Raw genomic sequence first — 17967 nt, forward strand, 5'->3', positions numbered from 1 at the left:
GAGCCTTCTGGGACTCTCCGAAGAGATCCTGCCGAGACTTCCGGAATCCGACTCTGTTGCTCCGTGGGGGGATGCTTCATGTCTGGTGCGCAACGTGGTGCCCTGGGCCAGTTGGTGAGACTGCTCAGCCTGGTGACCCTGGCGACGGTCTACACCGGAAGTCTGCTGATCACCTATCGCCAGCTCCACGCCAAACCCGTGCTGGAAGGCATCATCGGTGCGCCCGACTGGACCCGCGCGGTCCTGGTCATGGGATTGGTGATCGGGGGCGGCCTGGGGACGGCGGCGGCGATCGTCGACGGGCGGCCGGAGCTGTCCTCCTGGTTTCTGACGGTGGTGGGGGTGGTGGCCGCGCTCGCATGGAGCCTGTGGGCCTCGGACAGCGCGGGGGAGGAAGGCGTGAACATGCTGTTCGCCGCCGCCGCGCCGGTGATCAGCCTGCTGGTGTGGGCCGAACTGATGCGGCAGTTCCGCAATCGGCATCAGCAGAGCCCCGCCTAGATCACGCCTGCATCCGACGTGTTCTTCGGGGCCTGCCGTGCGGAGAACCGGCGATGGCTGTGTCATCCACCGGGTTCGCTCTCGGGTGCTTGGTCTACCGTGCGCTCGTGAGCGAGACATGGGATCCAGACGCGCATGGTGTGCTCCGACTGCCTTCCGGGCGGCTCGTCCGCGGTCGCGGCCTCAGATATCCGCTCCCGGAAGGGCCCGTACCCGCCCTCGGGGTCTATCTGCTCGGCAAGGAGCCGCCCGAGGTTCCCTGGAACAGCGACTGGATCCGCTGGCCGGACTTCCGGTTGCCCAGCGACCCGGCGCTCGCCGCCGAGACCCTGCGCCAGGCCCTCGACCGGGCCGGGAACGAGCGGGTGGAGGTCGCCTGCGGGGGTGGCCGTGGACGTACCGGAACGGCCCTGGCCTGTATCGCCGTACTGGATGGGGTGCCGGGCGACCAGGCGGTGGAGTTCGTACGGCGGGGATATCACCGACGGGCCGTCGAGACGCCGTGGCAGCGGCGGTACGTCAGCAGGTTCACCGGCCCCGCGAACGTCACCGGCCCGGATGCGCCCGGTTTGGACGCGCCCGGTCTGGGTGCGCCCGGTCCGGACTCCGTCGTTCCGGATGTCCCGGGCCCTGCGAGCGCCCCGAGCGCCCTGATCGCTCCCGATGATCCGGACGCTCCGGACGGCGCGGATTCCCACCGTCCGCACTGATGAAGCGGGTTTCCCGGACCCCCGCCGAGCGCGCGAGGCACACTGGAGCACATGTGCCGCAGCATCAAGACCCTCCGTCCCCCCGTACTCCCCGAAGAGGCCACCGAGGACGACATCCGCGCCGCCGCCCTCCAGTACGTACGGAAGGTGTCCGGCTTCCGGGCGCCCGCCGCGCACAACAAGGAGGTCTTCGACCAGGCCGTGGACGAGATCGCCGAGGCCACTCGCCGCCTTCTCGACGGCCTGGAGGTCAGAGGAGCGGCTACGCCGTCCCCTTCGCGGGGGCGGCAGGCCGCTGCGCGGGGCGACGCCGCATGACGTAGGCCGCCAGCGCGCCCCCGCCGAACAGCGCCAGTACGGAGACGGCCGCGCCGACCCAGGTCGCGCCCAGCCACTGGCCGCCGAAGTAACCGAGGCCGACGCTGTAGCCCGCCCAGACCAGCCCGGCCAGCGCGGACCAGGGGAGGAACTCCTTGACCTTGCGGTGGGCCGCGCCGGCGCCCAGGGAGACCACCGAGCGGCCGGCCGGGGCGAACCGGGCGATCACGACGAGCGCGCCGCCGCCTCGGGCCAGCGCCGAGCCGAGCCGGTCCTGTGCCTTGGTCAGCCGACGGGAGCGGGCGATCGCGCGGTCGAAGCGTTCCCCGCCGCGCCGGGCCAGCCGGTACGCGAAGAGATCGCCGAGTACGGACGCCGTCGCCGCGCAGAGGACGAGGACCAGCAGCGAGGGCACCTCACGCGGTACCTCGCCCGCCACCGTCGTGGCGGTCGTCGTGCCCGCCGCCGCGGCTGTCGCGGCCGTGATCACCAGGACGCCGCTCGGCAGCACCGGCAGGAAGACGTCGAGCAGGACGGAGAGGGCCACGACCGCGTAGATCCAGGGGCTGCCGGTCAGCGTCCCCAGACTGTCCAGCACCTTGAACTCTCCCCGTTACCCCGTTGAATGAACAGTGCCGAGCCAGTGAGATCGGTCGGTATGCGGTGTACACGGCACTGACAGCTGTACAGCGTACGCCGGAGGTTCGCCCTGGGGTCACCCGGGGGTCGCCGATGTTGTGATCATCACCTCTGCCTCGTAGGCGGCGCGTCGCCTTGGTGGGCGTCCCTGTCGGCTCCCTCACCCCCGCCCGGTGTGGCCGCGCTGACGTTACTCGGGCCGGGCGGCCGCGTGAAGCGCTTCGACGGTGATGGGAATCGGGGTGCCGGTACGAACCGTGTCACCAGCCGCGAACGGTGATGATGTGAGCGCACGCCGTCAAACCGACACGGGGGCGGCGGTCCTTCAGCGCGGATCCGGGGCCGGGAGGTCCCTCAGCGCCAGTCCCCGGTCACCCAGGCAACCAGGCGCGGGTGGGGCGTGCTCGGGTCGCATGGAGCGATCGACGTGGTGGAGACGACCTGGTAGTCGGCGATGTCCACGATCTCCTGGGCGGCTCGGGAGAGGTCGCCGGAGACGTCGCCGGGTTCCCCGACCATCACCGGGTCCTTGGACGCGGTCGCCGGTTCGGAGGTGTCGCAGCCGACGTAGGGGAGGGGCTGGCCGAGGTACCAGCCCGCCACGAAGACGGCGTACAGGGCGGCGGTTGCGCCCAATCGGCGCGGGGTCATCCAAGTGGGCATCCGCAGAGTGTTTCAGCACATCCGGCAGCGTGTCCCGACACATTCTCGTCGCGTGCAGTGGACCCTGCGCTGTCCCGTATGGGGGAGACCCCGCAGTCATGGTCGCGGTCCGCGATGCCGTTCTTGCCGAACCCCCGGTTCGCCGGGGCGGATCGAGGCGAGTGCCCGGACCCCGCGCGGGGTCCGGGCACTCGGCGTCGGCCGGGGGAGCGGCCGTCAGGCGGGGGAGCGGCCGTCAGGCGGCGGCCGTCGCGGTCCCGCGCGCCTCCTCCGGCGAGCGGTCGCCGTTCCGTGTGAACACCTTGTCCAGAGCCAGCGCGCCCGGCCCGGTGAAGACGATCAGCAGGAAGGCCCAGCAGAAGATCGCGGCAGCCTCGCCGCTGTTCTGGAGCGGGAACAGGCCCTCCGGCTGGTGGACCTTGAAGTACGCGTACGCCATCGAGCCCGAGGCGATGAACGCGGCGCTCCGGGCGCCGAGGCCGAGCAGCACCAGCGAGCCGCCGACGAGCTGTATCACCGCGGCGTACCAGTCCGGCCAGGTGCCGGCCTCGACGGTTCCGCCGCCGTGCGCGCCGCCGAGCACTCCGAAGAGGGACGCGGCTCCGTGGCAGGCGAAGAGCAGTCCGACGACGATGCGGAACAGGCCGAGCGCGTACGGCTGGACCCGGTTGAGCTGGGAGGTCAACGAGTTGTTGGCCATGGGGGGACTCCTACGTGTGGGGACGTGGTGGCCCCAAGTTAGGTAGACCTGATTAATGCTTGCAAGTTCAAACATTTGCGTTCGGTGGGATTCTCATAGGACTCTCATCCAAGATCCGGATGCCGGAGTTCCGGTGCCGGACTCCGGACCCGACGCCCGACCTTGAACCTCAGCCCTGTCCGGTCGGCGTGCGGGCCGGTGTCGCTGTCAGTTCCCGGTCGTCCGCCGTCACCAGCCGCACCCCGTCGCCCTCCGCCCGAGCCTGGTCCAGCCGCAGGCCCGCCGAACGCCCGCGCAGCGTCAGCGTCATCAGATGGTTCCCGAACCAGGGGCCGCCGGTCCGGTCCCAGTGCACGGGCGGCCGGCCCGTGCGCCCGTGGCGGGCCAGCAGATGGCCGAGCCGCCGTCCCGTCCGGCTCCAGCCGAAACGGAATCCCCACTGGATCGACCGCGGGATGGAGTTGTGCACGGGGGAACAGGTCAGCTGGAACACCCGGGAGTCCGGCTCCCCGGCCCCGCGCCAGTCGGGCTCGGCGACATACGCGTGGTGGACGTCGCCCGACAGGACGCAGACCGTCGCCGGGGCGCCCTCGCCGGTGCCGGCGTCCGCGATCAGCTCGGTGAGCCACTCGAAGGAGGCGGGGAAGGCGGCCCAGTGCTCCAGATCGGCGCGCCTGCGCACGTTCTCGCCGAACCGGCCCCAGCGCGCGCCCCGTTCGCCGCGGCTCAACGCGGCGTTCCAGCTCTCGGCGTCGTGGATCAGCGGCGGCAGCAGCCAGGGCAGGGAAGTGCCGATGAGGAGATGGTCGTACGACCCCCTCGCCTCCAGGGCCTGCTCGCGCAGCCACCGCGCCTCGTCCGCGTCCAGCATCGACCGGTTCCGCTCGTCGAGTACGCGGGCGGCGCGGGTGTCGACCATCAGTAGCCGGGTCCGGCCGAAGTCACGGCGGTAGCTCCAGCGCGCATAGGCCGGATCGGCGTCCGCGCGGGCGGCGAAGGCCCGCAGCGTTCCGGTGCCGTCGCCGGCGTTCCGTACGGCCGTGAACAGCTCGTCCGACGCCAGCTCGGCAGGGGAGAGATTGCCCAGGTGCTGATAGACCCAGTACGACATCAGCCCGCCGAGGATCCGCTCCTCCCACCAGGGTTCGGCGCGCATCTCGGCCAGCCAGGACTCGCTGGTGTTCCAGTCGTCGATCACATCGTGGTCGTCGAAGATCATCAGGCTGGGGACGGTGGAGAGCAGCCAGCGCACCTCGGGATCGAGCCAGGACTCGTCGTACAGCCGGGTGTACTCCTCGTAGTCCGCGACATCCGGGCCGGGCGGCTCGTTCAGATCGCGGCGCTCGGCGATCCACGCCTGCGTCGCCTTCGACGTCGCGTCCGCGTAGACCTGATCGCCGAGGAGCAGCAGGACGTCGGGGCGGGCGGCCGCCGGGTCGGCGGCGAGCCGGGCGGCGAGGGTGTCGAGGGCGTCCGGGCCGATCGGGTCGTGCCCGTGGAGGGGCGCGGCGGACCAGCGGCAGGAGCCGAAGGAGACGGCGACGCCAGGGGAGGGGACCTCCGGGGCGGTGATCGTGGACGCCGGGAAGCGGGAGCCCTCCGGTGGCCAGACGCGGTCCCCGTCGAGCAGCACCTCGTACGCGGTGGCCGTGCCGGGTGTCAGTCCGGTCACCGTCACCAGCGCGTAGTCGTGGCCGGCGATACGGAACGTGGGCGCGGAGCCGCCCGCCCCGTCCGCGCACCGGACCTCGGCCGTGCACGGCCGGTCGGTCTCGACCCAGACGGTCGCACTTCCGCCGGTCTCCCAGTCCACGTACCGAAGCAGCGGTCCCAGGCGAAGCCCTGCGGCCATGTCGTGTCCTCTCCTCCGTCGCTCCGTACGGTACGGAACGACGGAGGGGTACGGACAGGTTCCGGGGCGCGGACCCGCCGTCCAGGGCGCGGACCCGCCATTCGGGGCGGTGCGGGTCGGGCCGGGGCCGCCGCCGGGATCCGGAGGGCCCGGAGGGATCGGGAAGGATCCGGAGGGATCGGGAAGGATCCGGAGGGATCGGGAAGGATCCGGAGGGATCGGGAAGGATCCGGAAGCCGAGGAAGGCGCGGCTCAGCAGCCGTTGAGGACGGAGGTGAGCGCGTTCTTCTCCGCCGGGTCGACGCTCAGGGCGTAGTGGTGCTTCACCTGGACCCACATCCGGGCGTACACGCAGCGGTAGCCCGTGCGCGGTGGCAGCCACTCGGCCGGGTCCAGATCGCTCTTGGCCTGGTTCACGTTGTCCGTGACGGCGATCAGCTGCGGTCGCGTGAGGTCGTTGGCGAACGACTGGCGGCGGGCCGTGGTCCAGGCGCTCGCGCCCGAGCGCCAGGCTTCGGCGAGCGCGACGACATGGTCGATGTCCACGTCGGACGCCGCCGACCAGGTCGCGCCGTCGTACTCGGAGTACCAGGTGCCTCGGGTCGCCGCACAACTGGAGTTCTGCACGACATCGCGGCCGTCGCGCTTGAGGACGACCTCGCGGGTGTTGCACGTCCCGGACTGGGTGCTCCAGTGCGGGAACAGATCGCGGTTGTAGCCGCTGGAGGAGCCCTCGGCGCGGACCGTGAGCTGGCCCAGGTAGATACGGGCGGTGGCCGCGTTGACGGGGGTGGGCGGGGCGGCCTGGGCGGTGGGGGCGGTGGCGACGAAGCCCGTGGCGGCGAGGGCGCAGGCTGCGGCGACGGTGGACGCACGGCGTATTCGACTGCTGTGACGCGCGTAGATTCCGGACATGCGAACTCCTTCGGAAAGGGGGGAGTCCGGCCATCGGGGCATGGCCGGGCCGGGCGCGGGTGGTGCGAGGGTGGGCGCCGGAATACAGCCTGACGTCATGGACACGTCAGTTCAAGGGGTTCGGGCGACCGGTATGACGGCGGTGCCGTCACCGGCCCTGAGCATCGGCGTGGAGCGTCCGCCGTCACCGGCCCTGACGGATCGGCGTGGAGCATTCGCCGTCACCGGATCGCCATGGGCCACCTGCCGTTGCCGGATCGGCATGGGCCGTCTGCCGCCGCGGGATCGACCGTCGTAGGGTCGGCGGGTGCTGCTGACCGTCGATCCCGTCTTCTTCGCGGTCCTCGCCGTTCTGCTCGCGATAGCCGCGACGGTGGCCGCCGTCGCGCACCTGGGGCGGTCCCGCTCGCGGGAGATCGTGGTGGCGGGGGCGCGGGCCGCGGCCCAACTCGCCGCCGTCTCCCTGGTCATCGGCTGGGTGATCAGCTCCCTGCCGCTGCTGCTCGGGTTCGTGCTGCTGATGTACGCCGTGGCCGTACGCACCGCGGGCCGCCGCATCACCGCCAACCGGACCTGGTGGTGGGCGGCCCTGCCCATCGCCGCGGGCGTCTTCCCCGTCGTCTCCGCGCTGCTGCTCACCGGACTCGTACCGCTCAAGGGCATCGCGCTCGTCCCCGTCGCCGGGATCCTCATCGGCGGCGCGCTCACCGCGACCGTCCTCGCCGGACGGCGGGCGCTCGACGAGCTGAAGCTGCGGCACGGGGAGGTGGAGGCGGGCATGGCCCTCGGGCTCCTCGACCGCGAAGCCCGGCTGGAGGTGGCCCGCGACTCGGCGGCGGACGCGCTGCTTCCCGGCCTCGACCAGACCAGGACGGTCGGCCTGGTCACCCTGCCGGGCGCTTTCGTCGGCATGCTCCTCGGCGGTGCGTCGCCGCTGCTGGCGGGGGCGGTGCAGCTCTTCGTCCTGGTCGCGCTGATGGCGGTCCAGACGATCGCCGTGGCGGTGGTGCTGGAACTGATAGCGCGGGGGCGGCTGTACCGGCCGTAGGGCCCGGTCCCCCCAGTGCGGCGTACGTCTCCGTGTGGCGTACGTCTCGAAGACGGCGGCGGGAAGTGCCGTACCCTGTTACGTGCAGAAGGGGAGTAGCTCTTCGCCGGAACGTCGACATACTGCCGGGCCTCGTGCCCGGCCGGCGCCCGGAGGCGGTTCCAGGGTCCGCAAGGCCCGAGGACCGCCAGCGAGACCTTCGGCCGCAGTGTCCTGTTGACGCTGCCGTGCCGAAGCGACCCCTGGTTCAGGCTTTACGGTCTCTCGGTACGGGCAGCCCGACCGATTGAGGAATCCCACCCGTGATCAGCTTCACCGTCATGGCTATCACCTTCGGCGTCGTCTTCCTCGCCGAGCTTCCCGACAAGACCGCGCTCGCCGGTCTGATGCTCGGTACGCGTTACCGCGCCTCGTACGTCTTCGCGGGGGTCGCCGCGGCCTTCGCCCTCCATGTGGTGCTCGCGATCGCGGCGGGCAGCGTCCTGACCCTGCTGCCGCACCGGCTGGTCCAGGCCGTGGTGGGCGCGCTGTTCCTCGCGGGCGCGCTGGTTCTGCTGCTGCGGAAGCCCGACGGCGACGAGGAGAACATCAAGCCGCCCGCCGACCAGTCCTTCTGGAAGGTCTCCGGAGCGGGCTTCATGCTCATCCTGGTCGCGGAGTTCGGTGACCTCACCCAGATCATGACCGCGAATCTGGCCGCCCGGTACGACAACCCCGTCTCCGTCGGCATCGGAGCGGTCCTCGCGCTGTGGACGGTCGCGGGCATCGGCATCCTGGGCGGCCGCACCCTGATGAAGTACGTCCCGCTGAAGCTGATCACCAAGGTGGCGGCGGCGCTGATGCTGGTACTGGCGGGGTTCAGCCTGTACGAGGCGGTTACGGGGTAGCCGACGCGCTTCTCCCGGCCGGGTTGGGGCGCGTCCGGACCGGTCCGGGGCCGGGTTGGGGCGGGTCCTTGTCCGGTCCGGGACCGGAGCGATCGCGCCTCCGCGCGGATCCGGCCGCCTTCGCGCAGGCAGCGGCCGGTCACCGCTCCGGATCCGGTCCGGGTCGGGTCTGTCCAGGGCGGCTGCGATCACTGGGCCGACCGGCCCGGTGGACCCGGCCCCGGCCGTACGACGCGCCCGCCGCGACCGCCCGGCGGAGCCGGTTCGCGTCCGGCGGGCCGGAGCGGAGTGCCCGAGGCTGCCGCCGCGGAACCCGAGGCCGTCGGCAGACCGCTCGCGCTCAGCGCGGACAAGGCCGCAGCCGTCGGCGTGCCCCATGCGGTCGGCAGGCGCACGGGCGACATCGGCCGACATCCGGGCCCGCGCTCGGCGCGCCGACGGGCGACATCCGCGGTGTGGCCGCGATCAGCGGGCCGCGTCGGTCCGTCCGGGGCCGTCGACGGGCCGGACGTGGACGACATGGATCCAGCCGTCCTGATCCGCCGTCACCTCAAGTTCCGTCAGGTCCTCCACATGCAGATCCGGGCCGAGGGCCTTCGCGCGGGGGCCGACGCCCACCACCCGCATGCCCGCCGCCCGCGCGGCCGTGATCCCCGCTTCGGAGTCCTCGAACGCCACGCACTCGGACGGCGCGAAACCCAGCTGCGCCGCGCCCTTGAGGAAGCCCTCGGGGGCGGGCTTGCTCTCGCCAACGCACTCCGCCGTGACGCGAATGTCCGGCATCGGCAGGCGGGCGGCCGTCATCCGCGCGCGGGCCAGTGCCATGTCCGCCGAAGTCACGAGGGCGTGCGGCAGCCTCGCGAGCGCGGCCATGAAGGCGGGAGCGCCGGCCACCGGCACCACCCCTTCGACGTCGGCCGTCTCCTGGGCGAGCAACACCGCGTTCTCCGCGTGATTCTGCTCCACCGGCCGGTCCGGCAGCAGCGCCGCCATCGTCACGTGCCCCTGCCGTCCGTGGACGACCTTGAGCGTCTCCTCCGGGTCGAGCCCGTGTCCGACCGCCCACCTTCGCCAGCAGCGCTCCACCACCGCGTCCGAGTTGACGATGGTGCCGTCCATGTCGAGGAGAAGGCCCCGGGCGGTGAGAGTGCTTGCCGTCATCGGTGTACTCCAGAGCGGTGGCGCGGAAAATCGGACAGAGCAGGCAGAGACGCAGACGAGAGAGCAGACAGAGACGCAGACAGAGAGCGGACGGACAAGAGTGGCTCCGCCCGTGGTCAGGGGGACGGACGGAGCCACTTTGTTTCAACATGATACAAAGCCGTTCCCGTGAAAGCCACCCCTCGTCTCCGCAGGCCAGAACCGGACATACCCACCAGGATGGAAGGGATTCGGACACGAGGAGATCCGCATGGCCCAAGATGTGCGCACCCAGCCCCTGAGTCCGGCCCCGGGGGAGGGCCAGAACCGGCGGAGCGTCATGGCCGCCATCGGTGCGCTGCTGCTCGGCATGTTGCTCGCCGCCCTGGACCAGACGATCGTCTCCACCGCGCTGCCCACCATCGTCAGCGACCTGGGCGGACTGGAGCATCTGTCCTGGGTGGTCACGGCCTATCTGCTGGCCTCCACCGCCGCCACCCCTCTCTGGGGCAAGCTGGGCGACCAGTACGGCCGCAAGAAGCTCTTCCAGACCGCCATCGTCATCTTCCTCATCGGCTCCGCGCTCTGCGGCCTCGCCCAGAACATGCCGCAGCTCATCGGCTTCCGCGCCCTACAGGGCCTCGGCGGCGGCGGACTCATGGTCCTGTCCATGGCGATCGTCGGCGATATCGTCCCGCCCCGCGAACGCGGCCGTTACCAGGGCCTCTTCGGCGCGGTCTTCGGCGCCAGCAGCGTCCTCGGCCCCCTCCTCGGCGGCTTCTTCACCGAGCATCTCTCCTGGCGCTGGGTCTTCTACGTCAATCTGCCCGTCGGCGTCGTCGCGCTCGCCGTCATCGCCGCCGCACTCCACATCCCCGCCCGCCGCACCAAGCACACCATCGACTACCTCGGCACCTTCCTCATCGCCTCCGTCGCCACCTGCCTCGTCCTCGTCGCCTCGCTCGGCGGCGTCACATGGGGCTGGGGATCCCCGCAGATCATCGGACTCGCCGTCCTCGGCCTGGTGCTGCTCGTCCTCTTCGTCGCCGTCGAGCGCAGGGCCGCCGAACCGGTGCTGCCGCTGCGCCTCTTCCGTATCCGTACCTTCTCGCTCGTCGCCGTCATCAGCTTCATCGTCGGTTTCGCGATGTTCGGCGCGATGACCTTCCTGCCGACGTTCCTCCAGGTCGTCCACGGCATCTCCCCGACCCTCTCCGGCGTTCATATGCTGCCGATGGTCATCGGAATGCTCCTCATGTCGACGGTGTCCGGCCAGATCGTCAGCCACACCGGCCGCTGGAAGGTCTTCCCGATCCTCGGCACGGCCGTCACCGCGATCGGGCTGCTGCTGCTCCACCAGCTGACCGAGAACAGCGCCACCTGGGTGATGAGCCTGTACTTGTTCGTCTTCGGCGCCGGACTCGGCCTGGTCATGCAGGTGCTGGTCCTGGTGGTGCAGAACGCGGTCCGCTACGAGGACCTGGGCGTCGCCACCTCCGGCGCGACCTTCTTCCGGTCGATCGGAGCCTCCTTCGGCGTCGCCATCTTCGGAACGATCTTCAGCAACGGGCTCCAGGACAGGCTCGCCGCCGCGCTCGCCGGGCGGCATGTGCCGCCCGGCGCGGGATCGGGGGAGCTGGCCGCCGACCCCCACGCGATCGCCGAACTGCCGCCCGCGCTCCAGCAGCCGGTGATCCACGCCTACGCGTCGTCCATCACCGCCGTCTTCCTCTACGCCGTCCCCATCGTGCTCCTCGCCTTCGCCGTCGCCTGGTTCCTCAAGGAAGACCGGCTCCGCGGCTCGGTGACCGCTCCCGACCCCAGCCAGACCCTCGCGTCCAATCCGGTGCAGCGTTCGTCCCGCGACGAGGTGGCGCGAGCGCTCTCCGTACTCGGCTCGCGCGAGGGCAGACGCGAGGTGTACGAGAAGATCACGGCGAGGGCCGGTTACGACCTGCTGCCCGCCGCCAGCTGGCTTCTGCTCCGTATCCGGCGCCATGGAACCGTCGAACCCGGGCTGCTCGCCGACACCACCCCCGTACCGCTGAGAGCCGTTACCGAGGCCGCCGCCCAGATCGAGGTACGCGGTCTCGCCCGGCGCGAGGGCGTGCAACTGGTCCTCACCGAACAGGGGCTCGAGGCGGCCATGCGTCTGGCCAAGGCCCGCGAGGAGTCACTCTGCGAACTGCTCGGCGACTGGTGGGGTCCCGACCGGCCGACCGATCTGGTGCAACTGGTCGAGGAGCTGAACGCGGAGCTGTGCGGCTCCGACCAGGAACGGCCGAACGGCCCCCGGCCGAAGGGCGACCACGCGCCCCCGGGACACCTCGACCCGTGAGTACGGGATCCTGCCGGCCCCCCGGGCACCTGCCGCCCGGTCACGTGCCCGCGGCCCGGTCAGTGCCCGCGGTCCGTGAAGGCTCACCGTTCGCTCTCGGAGGGGCTCAGCCCTGGGCCTTGGGACCGGCCGACTGGACCACCTCGAAGGACCACAGCGTGGACCCGGTGGCCGCGGGCTTCGGCTTCTCGCCGCCGCCCTGCTCGCCGCCCTGCGAGGGGGCGTGAGCGCCGCGCATCGAGCCCGCCATCCACGCCTCGAAGTCGGCCTCGCTGCGCCAGCGCGTGTAGACCAGATACTGGTCCGTGCCCTCCAGCGGGCGGAGCAGCTCGAACCACTCGAACCCGTCGGAGTTCTCCACGCTCCCGGCGCGCGCGGCGAACCGCTTCTCCAGCACCTCGCGCTGCTCGGCGGGGACGGTCAGAACGTTGATCTTCACCACACTGGCCACAGGGGCATCCTTCACATAGGAGGGATCTCGACCGTACCCCTCGGGGCGGGCGGGAGTGGCGGCACCCCACGTGGCGCGCGCCCAAGAGGGGGCTCGGCCGCTGACGTCGAGAGCCGTCGCCTTGTGCCGGGCGTTCCGCCCCCGAACCCCCTGAACCCGCCGAACCTCCGAACCCTCGAACCCCGCGCCTCGAACGCCGACGCGGCCGGAGTCCGAGGCCCTGGCGCGGCCGGAGCCTCACGGGACGGTGCGGCTAGGAGACCACGCGCGCCAGCAGGAACCCGTCGTAACCCTTCGAGCCCACCGTCTGCACGGCGGTCGCGTCCAGCCTCGGCTCCCGCGCCACCAGCTCGTACATCTCCCGCGTGCCCACGACCGCCGGATCGGCGCTCGTCCCGTCCACCACCGCTCCGCCGCGTACGACGTTGTCGACGACGATCAGACTGCCGGGCCGGGAGAGTTCGAGCGCCCATTCCACGTACCGAGGGTTGTTCACCTTGTCCGCGTCGATGAAGAACAGGTCGAACGGTCCCGCGCCCGGCTCCGCCGCCAGCTTCGGCAGGGTCTCCAGCGCCGGGCCCGTCCGGATCTCCGCGATGCCGTCCAGCCCGGCGCGGGCGAGATTCGCGCGGGCGACCTCGGCATGGTCGGGGCTGTACTCCAGCGAGATCAGCCGGCCGTTCTCGGGGAGCGCCCTGGCCAGCCAGATCGTGCTGTAGCCGCCCAGCGTGCCGATCTCCAGCACCGTGCGCGCGCCCAGGGTGCGGGCCAGCAACTGGAGCAGCTTGCCCTGATTCGCCGCCACCGCGATCGCCGGAAGCCCGGCCGCGTCACTGTCCGCGAGGGCCCGCGTGAGCGCTTCGTCGGCCGGGGCGAGGAGGCCGTTCACATAGCGGTCGACCGCCGCCCACCGCTCGTGCCACTGGTCCGGTGTCAGCTCCTGAGTCATATGTCCAACCTATGCCGCGAGGGCCCCTCGCGCCCCGCTCCCGCGACGGAACCCGCAGGTGCGGGCGGCCGACGTCTTGTATTTTTGCCCGCATGCCTTCTGTGCGACCGCCCGGGGATGTACGTCACCGGGGTCGGCTGCCGGACATCCGAGCAAAACCGGGTGACTGTCAGGCAAAGAGGGGGTTGCCCGAGTCTTTTCCATCGGGCAATGGCAGGCTTCTTCGGGCGGTGACCGACTTCTTCGGGCGGTGACCGGCTCGGCGGGCCGAAAGTCACGGACACAACGGATCGTAGGGGAGGCTCGCGCGACGTGGCGAACGCGGAGCACAGCGTGCGCGGAAGCGCGACGACGGACACGAGGATGAGTGCCGCCAGGGCCGTGCTGTGGCTCGTGGCCGCCGTGCTCGCCGTACGGCAGTTGACGGCGGTACTCCGCCAACCTCCCGGTGAACGGCTGATGGACCTGGAGACCTGGATCGGCCCGAACGGCGTGCTGCATGTGAACGGCTCGCTGTACGACTCCGACCGGTTCACCGGAACCCCCTTCGCGGGACTGGTCCTCAAACCGCTCTCCCGCTCCGCCGAACAGAGCCTGGGCGTCGCCTGGACCTTCGGCACGCTCCTGCTCGTCGTCGGCATCGGCATGCTCGTCGCACGGGCCCTGCCGGGACCGGTCTCGCGCCGTAGCGGACTCCTCGCCGCGCCCATCGCGATCAGCCTGCTGATGCTGTCGCTGCCGGTGCGCAACAGCTTCTACCTCGGCCAGACCAGCATCATCCCCGTGCTGCTCGTTCTGCTCGGCTGCTTCGCCGCCAGAGGCGAGAGGGCCTCCGGGGTGCTGATCGGCGTCGGCGCGGCCCTCCAGCCGACCGTCCTGCTCTTCGCGCCGCTGCTGTGGTTCACCGGGCGCAGACGCGCGGCCGTCACCTCGGCCGCGACCTTCGCCGCCTGTTCGGCGCTCGCCTGGGCCGCCATGCCGAGCGACTCATGGGCCTACTGGGTCCACCATGTGGCCGGAGCCGGGCTCGGCAGCCGGCCGGACGGGCTCGCCAACCAGTCCCTCCACGGCGCGCTCCTCCGCTTCGGCCTGGAAGGGCCGCTGGAGATCGCGCTCTATCTCGCGCTGGCCGCCGCCGTCGCCTGGTTCGGGCTGCGCCGCGCCATCCACTACGCACGGGACGGCCAACTCCTCCTCGCCGTCGCCGTGACCGGCTGCGTCGCCGTCGCCGTCTCGCCCACCACCTGGCAGCACCAACTGCTGTGGGTGCTCCTCGCCGTCGTCGGCCGGGTCGGCAAGCGGGCCGCCGACCGCGCGCTCTGGCCCGTCATCGTCGTCCTGGTGGTGACACTGCCCAACAAGATGCTGCTGCCGAACATAGGGGTTCTCCACCCCGTACGGGACAACGCCGTGCTCGTCGCGGCGCTCGCCGCGGCCTGCCTGGTGCCGTTCCTCTCCCGTACCGCACCGCACTTCCGGCGTCCGGTGCCCACCGAGTACGCCACGCCGGTCGCCTCCCGGTGGAGCCGTGTTCCGCTGCTGCCGTTCTGGCGGCGCGCGCTGAGCCGGCCCAATCTGCTGCTCGAACTCCTGGTGATCCGCGTCGGCTACTCGATCTACTCCCAGATCCGGCTCGCCGCGACCGCCGACACGGCCACGGCCGAGGAGCACGGCCGGCAGATCGCCTCCATCGAGCAGGCGCTCGGCATCGACATCGAGCACTGGGTGAACCAGGCGACGGTGAACGTGGAATGGCTGGAGTCGTTCCTCGGCTTCTACTACACCTCGTTCCACTTCCCCGTGCCGCTGGCCATTCTCGCCATCCTCTACATCCGCCGTCCCATCGAATACCGCTGGGCCCGCGCCTCGCTCGCGTTCGCCACGCTCCTCGCGCTGGTGGGCTTCTGGCTGTATCCGCTGGCCCCGCCGCGCCTGATGCCCGGCATGGGCTTCGTCGACACGGTCCACGGGACGCAGGACCTCGCCAACCCGGACTTCGGCGCGATGACGGCGGTCACCAACCAGTACGCGGCGATGCCGTCGCTGCACTTCGGCTGGTCGCTGTGGTGCGGGGTCGTCGTCGTGGTGCTCGCCCCGAAGCTGTGGATGAAGGCGCTGGGCCTGATCCACCCGCTCATCACGCTCTACACGATCGTCGCGACCGCGAATCACTGGATCATGGACGCGGTGGGCGGCGCTGTGGTCGTCGGCACGGGCTTCGCCCTGACGTATCTGCTCTCGGGGCGGCGGCAACTGCTTCCGCGGGCGTCCACGAGCACGATTCCGGCGGCCCGTTCGGTCGGCGGTACGGGGCCCGGCGGGACGGGACCCGGCGAACGCGGGGTCACCGGCGGCGGTATGGGGGCCGGGAGCACGACGGTCGACGGCGAAGACAGCGGCAGCCGTACGGAGTCCGCGGTGCCGGCCGCGCCGAAGTAGCCGTACGACCGCCCCCGGCGGGCGACAGTGGTCCCGGGGGGTACGGGACGAGAACGCCCGTACCCCCAGGACCCCCCGCAGCGGATCGCCGCGTCAAGCCAGGATCCGCCGTCACGCGGGATTCCGCCACTCGGGCGGCCGTCGAGCGTCCTGGGGTCTCTCAGCGGCCGTCTCTCCGGCTGTTGCTCCGGCCGTCTTTCCGGCTGTTGCTCCGGCCGTTGCTCCGGCCGTTGCTCTGGTCGGTGTTCGGGGCGAGGGGACCTCCGCCGTGCCGGACTGCCGGGGGCGCGGGAACTCGACGTGAACGCCCTTCATATGTGAGCCGACGCGGAAGGACGATCGCGCCCTCCAACGGCCCGCGCCGTGTTGCGGTAGCGCTGGACGACGGCGGTGCCCAGCGGCGTCCAGAGGGCCGGGTTTGGCGGCGCGTCGGGACGGCGCATGACATGCCCTCCGCACCTGAACTCCCCTGGTGGGGCCTCCTCACCGGCGAGGGGGAGGGAGCTGTCCTTACGGGGGGCAGTGCTCACACGCTTCGCGACACGTCGGCCGTTCCGTGATCAGTCGAGCCCAAGGGCTGTCCAGGCCACCGGGTTGGCGTACTCGTCGACGCGGACCACGTGCCCGTCGGCGATTTCCAGCCGGAAGACATATACATTCCGGTACTTGGTGCCCAGTCGCGTGACCATGTCACCACGAGCATGCAGGTGGACGAACCGGGCATCCTCCGACACCGACCACTCCTGATCGACCATGCGCAACTGCGGCAGATTCGACATCGCGGTCCGCAGGTACCCCAAGGCGTTCCCGATGCCGTCGAACACGAACCACGGCTCCGGTGTTCCCTCGATCGACATCGGGAAGACGATGACCGTCTCGTCGGTGAGCAGCTCGCGCATACCGGATTCGTCATGGGCTTCCCAGCGCTCGAAGTACTGCTTCGCGACCGCCAGCGCCGTCTCGTGCCGCCGTTCCATGACCGCCTCCCTCTCGTTCGTCGTGATGCCGCTCGTACGGCGGCGTCAACCAGAGTGCGGCCCTGCGGTGGAAGTTCCCGAGCCCGCTCATCCCCAGCACTGACAGGGCCAGGATGCGGCGGCAGGCCGGAGGCACACTGGTCGTATGCCGAAGGCCCGTGTCATCAGCTTTGGAGCGCAACTGCGCAAGTGGCGCGACCGCACCCGGCCGGAGGACCTCGGCCTGCCGACCGGACCCCGCCGGAAGGTTCCGGGGCTCCGCCGTGAGGAGTTGGCGGCCTTCGCCGATCTGTCCGTCGACTACCTGACCCGGCTGGAGCAGGGCAAGGCCGCGCACCCTTCGCCCGACGTCGTCGCCGCGCTCGGCCGCGCACTGAGGCTCTCGCGTGCGGAGGCCGACCTGCTGCACCAACTCGCCGGCTACGCACCCCCGTCGGATCTGGAGGTGCCCACCCACCTCTCACCCGGGGTGCGGCGCCTGCTCGACCGCCTCGGTGACGTACCGGTGGCCGCGTACGACGCCACATGGACCCTCACCGCCGCCAACGAGCCGTGGCGCCGGCTCCTCGGCCCCGACGACAGCAGCCCTGGCACGAACCTGGTCAGGGCGGCGTTCACCGGCGCACCCAGCCGAGTGCGCACGACACCCGAACACCGCGACAGGCTCCGCAGGTCCCTCGTAGCGGACCTGCGCCTCAGCGCCACACGCTACCCGCGCGACAGGCGCTTCCAGGCGCTCCTGCACGACCTGCTCACCCACAACGCCGCCTTCGCCGCCATGTGGGCCGAGCGCCGGGCGGAACCCTTCACCGCCGAACCCAAGAACATCGAGCATCCCGAACTGGGCAGCCTGTGGTTCGACTGCGACATCCTGAACGCCACCGACGGCGACGCCCGCATCGTCGCCTACACCGCGCCGCCCGGCTCGGCCGGCGAAGCGGCATTGTCCATGATGCGCGCCGCCCCTCACCCGCCGTGACCAACTGGCAGTGAGCGTTCGGCCGAGACGCCGGCCGCTTCACCGATCCCGTTGACCACCGGCCCGTTCCCGGCGCTTGCGGTGGGCCCGTTGGTCATCGGGCCGAGCGATGGTCGCCTTGACCCCGCGCCGCCACAAGTGGGCGCGCGCCGCCCGGACCAGCGCGGAGCCGTGGCCGAGAGGCAGACCCTGCCGACCGGGTTCCGGATCAGGACCGGCTGGCCGTCGCGGGGAGCCGACCGTTCGTTCGTGCACGAATCGTCAACCAGTGGGGACGTATGGACAAAGCTCATCGGAGCCCTTTCCGGAATACTCGCCCCTGAAGCCAACCCAAGGGGAGTTCGGATGAGTCTTCGGAAATCGCTCTGCGCCCGTGCCGGCACCACAGCCGCCCTGACCGACGCCGGCGTCCTCATGGCGCCGCCCTCCGGCGACAGCAGGCACAGAGAATCCCCTGCCAC

At 71.1% G+C, this 17967-nt stretch carries 16 protein-coding genes and 1 pseudogene; 8 read left to right on the forward strand and 9 right to left on the reverse strand.

The genetic code is table 11. The annotated features are described in order from the left end of the window. The first annotated feature begins 78 nt into the window (after nucleotides 1-78). From ACWEFL_RS02950 to ACWEFL_RS02960, 3 genes and pseudogenes are all read left to right on the forward strand, one after another. Complete coding sequence (locus ACWEFL_RS02950) at nucleotides 79-501, forward strand: hypothetical protein (protein WP_451706522.1); 423 nt, start codon at nucleotides 79-81, stop codon at nucleotides 499-501. Nucleotides 502-554: 53 nt separating this feature from the next. After that, nucleotides 555-1031 (forward strand): annotated as a pseudogene (locus ACWEFL_RS02955) (protein-tyrosine phosphatase family protein); the annotation flags it as partial. Nucleotides 1032-1262: 231 nt separating this feature from the next. Beyond that, nucleotides 1263-1529: a DUF2277 domain-containing protein gene (locus ACWEFL_RS02960; protein WP_451706525.1), complete on the forward strand. Its 267-nt coding sequence runs from the start codon at nucleotides 1263-1265 to the stop codon at nucleotides 1527-1529. Here the strand turns inward: ACWEFL_RS02960 and ACWEFL_RS02965 are convergent. The 5 genes from ACWEFL_RS02965 to ACWEFL_RS02985 all read right to left on the reverse strand — a co-directional run bounded on the left by ACWEFL_RS02965 (nucleotide 1474) and on the right by ACWEFL_RS02985 (nucleotide 6298). Beyond that, nucleotides 1474-2127, reverse strand: coding sequence for a DedA family protein (locus ACWEFL_RS02965; RefSeq protein WP_451706528.1), 654 nt, complete (start codon nucleotides 2125-2127; stop codon nucleotides 1474-1476). The two genes, ACWEFL_RS02960 and ACWEFL_RS02965, sit on opposite strands and share 56 nt — an antisense overlap. 395 nt (nucleotides 2128-2522) lie before the next feature. Next, entirely contained in the window at nucleotides 2523-2831 is a 309-nt protein-coding gene (locus tag ACWEFL_RS02970; protein ID WP_451706530.1) for a hypothetical protein, read from the reverse strand. Between the two features lie 235 nt (nucleotides 2832-3066). After that, complete coding sequence (locus ACWEFL_RS02975) at nucleotides 3067-3516, reverse strand: DoxX family protein (protein ID WP_451707295.1); 450 nt, start codon at nucleotides 3514-3516, stop codon at nucleotides 3067-3069. A 184-nt stretch (nucleotides 3517-3700) separates the two neighbouring features. Continuing rightward, complete coding sequence (locus tag ACWEFL_RS02980) at nucleotides 3701-5383, reverse strand: alkaline phosphatase D family protein (protein ID WP_451706533.1); 1683 nt, start codon at nucleotides 5381-5383, stop codon at nucleotides 3701-3703. Between the two features lie 252 nt (nucleotides 5384-5635). Continuing rightward, nucleotides 5636-6298, reverse strand: coding sequence for an HNH endonuclease family protein (locus tag ACWEFL_RS02985; protein WP_451706536.1), 663 nt, complete (start codon nucleotides 6296-6298; stop codon nucleotides 5636-5638). 307 nt (nucleotides 6299-6605) lie between these two features. Here ACWEFL_RS02985 and ACWEFL_RS02990 point away from each other — a divergent pair, with 307 nt between their 5' ends. Then, on the forward strand, nucleotides 6606-7346 hold the full coding sequence (locus ACWEFL_RS02990) for an ABC transporter permease (RefSeq protein ID WP_451706538.1): 741 nt from the start codon (nucleotides 6606-6608) through the stop codon (nucleotides 7344-7346). 302 nt (nucleotides 7347-7648) lie between these two features. Beyond that, nucleotides 7649-8233, forward strand: coding sequence for a TMEM165/GDT1 family protein (locus ACWEFL_RS02995; protein ID WP_451706541.1), 585 nt, complete (start codon nucleotides 7649-7651; stop codon nucleotides 8231-8233). Nucleotides 8234-8698: 465 nt separating this feature from the next. Here ACWEFL_RS02995 and ACWEFL_RS03000 read toward each other — a convergent pair whose 3' ends face one another. Further along, the gene (locus ACWEFL_RS03000; RefSeq protein WP_451706543.1) at nucleotides 8699-9394 is read right to left on the reverse strand and encodes an HAD-IA family hydrolase; all 696 of its coding nucleotides are present in this window, start codon (nucleotides 9392-9394) and stop codon (nucleotides 8699-8701) included. A gap of 250 nt (nucleotides 9395-9644) precedes the next feature. On the opposite strand from ACWEFL_RS03000, the gene ACWEFL_RS03005 reads away from it, so the two are divergent. Then, the gene (locus tag ACWEFL_RS03005; protein WP_451706545.1) at nucleotides 9645-11711 is read left to right on the forward strand and encodes a DHA2 family efflux MFS transporter permease subunit; all 2067 of its coding nucleotides are present in this window, start codon (nucleotides 9645-9647) and stop codon (nucleotides 11709-11711) included. A gap of 106 nt (nucleotides 11712-11817) precedes the next feature. Here ACWEFL_RS03005 and ACWEFL_RS03010 read toward each other — a convergent pair whose 3' ends face one another. Then, nucleotides 11818-12162, reverse strand: a complete 345-nt coding sequence (locus tag ACWEFL_RS03010; RefSeq protein WP_451706548.1) for an antibiotic biosynthesis monooxygenase family protein — start codon at nucleotides 12160-12162, stop codon at nucleotides 11818-11820. 253 nt (nucleotides 12163-12415) lie between these two features. Next, complete coding sequence (locus ACWEFL_RS03015; protein ID WP_451706550.1) at nucleotides 12416-13111, reverse strand: O-methyltransferase; 696 nt, start codon at nucleotides 13109-13111, stop codon at nucleotides 12416-12418. Between the two features lie 363 nt (nucleotides 13112-13474). Here ACWEFL_RS03015 and ACWEFL_RS03020 point away from each other — a divergent pair, with 363 nt between their 5' ends. Continuing rightward, nucleotides 13475-15550: a bifunctional glycosyltransferase 87/phosphatase PAP2 family protein gene (locus tag ACWEFL_RS03020; protein WP_451706553.1), complete on the forward strand. Its 2076-nt coding sequence runs from the start codon at nucleotides 13475-13477 to the stop codon at nucleotides 15548-15550. Nucleotides 15551-16110: 560 nt separating this feature from the next. Here ACWEFL_RS03020 and ACWEFL_RS03025 read toward each other — a convergent pair. Next, the gene (locus ACWEFL_RS03025; protein WP_451706555.1) at nucleotides 16111-16527 is read right to left on the reverse strand and encodes a nuclear transport factor 2 family protein; all 417 of its coding nucleotides are present in this window, start codon (nucleotides 16525-16527) and stop codon (nucleotides 16111-16113) included. A 145-nt stretch (nucleotides 16528-16672) separates the two neighbouring features. Between ACWEFL_RS03025 and ACWEFL_RS03030 the strand changes: the two genes are divergently transcribed. Further along, a complete protein-coding gene (locus ACWEFL_RS03030; RefSeq protein ID WP_451706558.1) occupies nucleotides 16673-17506 on the forward strand; it encodes a helix-turn-helix transcriptional regulator in 834 nt (277 codons plus the stop codon). Nucleotides 17507-17967 lie beyond the last annotated feature (461 nt).

It is taken from the genome of Streptomyces sp. NPDC004838 (genome assembly GCF_053600955.1).

Coding starts and splice junctions, on each gene's coding strand:
- ACWEFL_RS02950 (WP_451706522.1), top strand. CDS start 79: ATGTCTGGTGCGCAACGTGGTGCCCTGGGCCAGTTGGTGAGACTGCTC.
- ACWEFL_RS02960 (WP_451706525.1), top strand. CDS start 1,263: ATGTGCCGCAGCATCAAGACCCTCCGTCCCCCCGTACTCCCCGAAGAG.
- ACWEFL_RS02970 (WP_451706530.1), bottom strand. CDS start 2,831: ATGCCCACTTGGATGACCCCGCGCCGATTGGGCGCAACCGCCGCCCTG.
- ACWEFL_RS02980 (WP_451706533.1), bottom strand. CDS start 5,383: ATGGCCGCAGGGCTTCGCCTGGGACCGCTGCTTCGGTACGTGGACTGG.
- ACWEFL_RS02985 (WP_451706536.1), bottom strand. CDS start 6,298: ATGTCCGGAATCTACGCGCGTCACAGCAGTCGAATACGCCGTGCGTCC.
- ACWEFL_RS03000 (WP_451706543.1), bottom strand. CDS start 9,394: ATGACGGCAAGCACTCTCACCGCCCGGGGCCTTCTCCTCGACATGGAC.
- ACWEFL_RS03005 (WP_451706545.1), top strand. CDS start 9,645: ATGGCCCAAGATGTGCGCACCCAGCCCCTGAGTCCGGCCCCGGGGGAG.
- ACWEFL_RS03015 (WP_451706550.1), bottom strand. CDS start 13,111: ATGACTCAGGAGCTGACACCGGACCAGTGGCACGAGCGGTGGGCGGCG.
- ACWEFL_RS03020 (WP_451706553.1), top strand. CDS start 13,475: ATGAGTGCCGCCAGGGCCGTGCTGTGGCTCGTGGCCGCCGTGCTCGCC.
- ACWEFL_RS03025 (WP_451706555.1), bottom strand. CDS start 16,527: ATGGAACGGCGGCACGAGACGGCGCTGGCGGTCGCGAAGCAGTACTTC.
- ACWEFL_RS03030 (WP_451706558.1), top strand. CDS start 16,673: ATGCCGAAGGCCCGTGTCATCAGCTTTGGAGCGCAACTGCGCAAGTGG.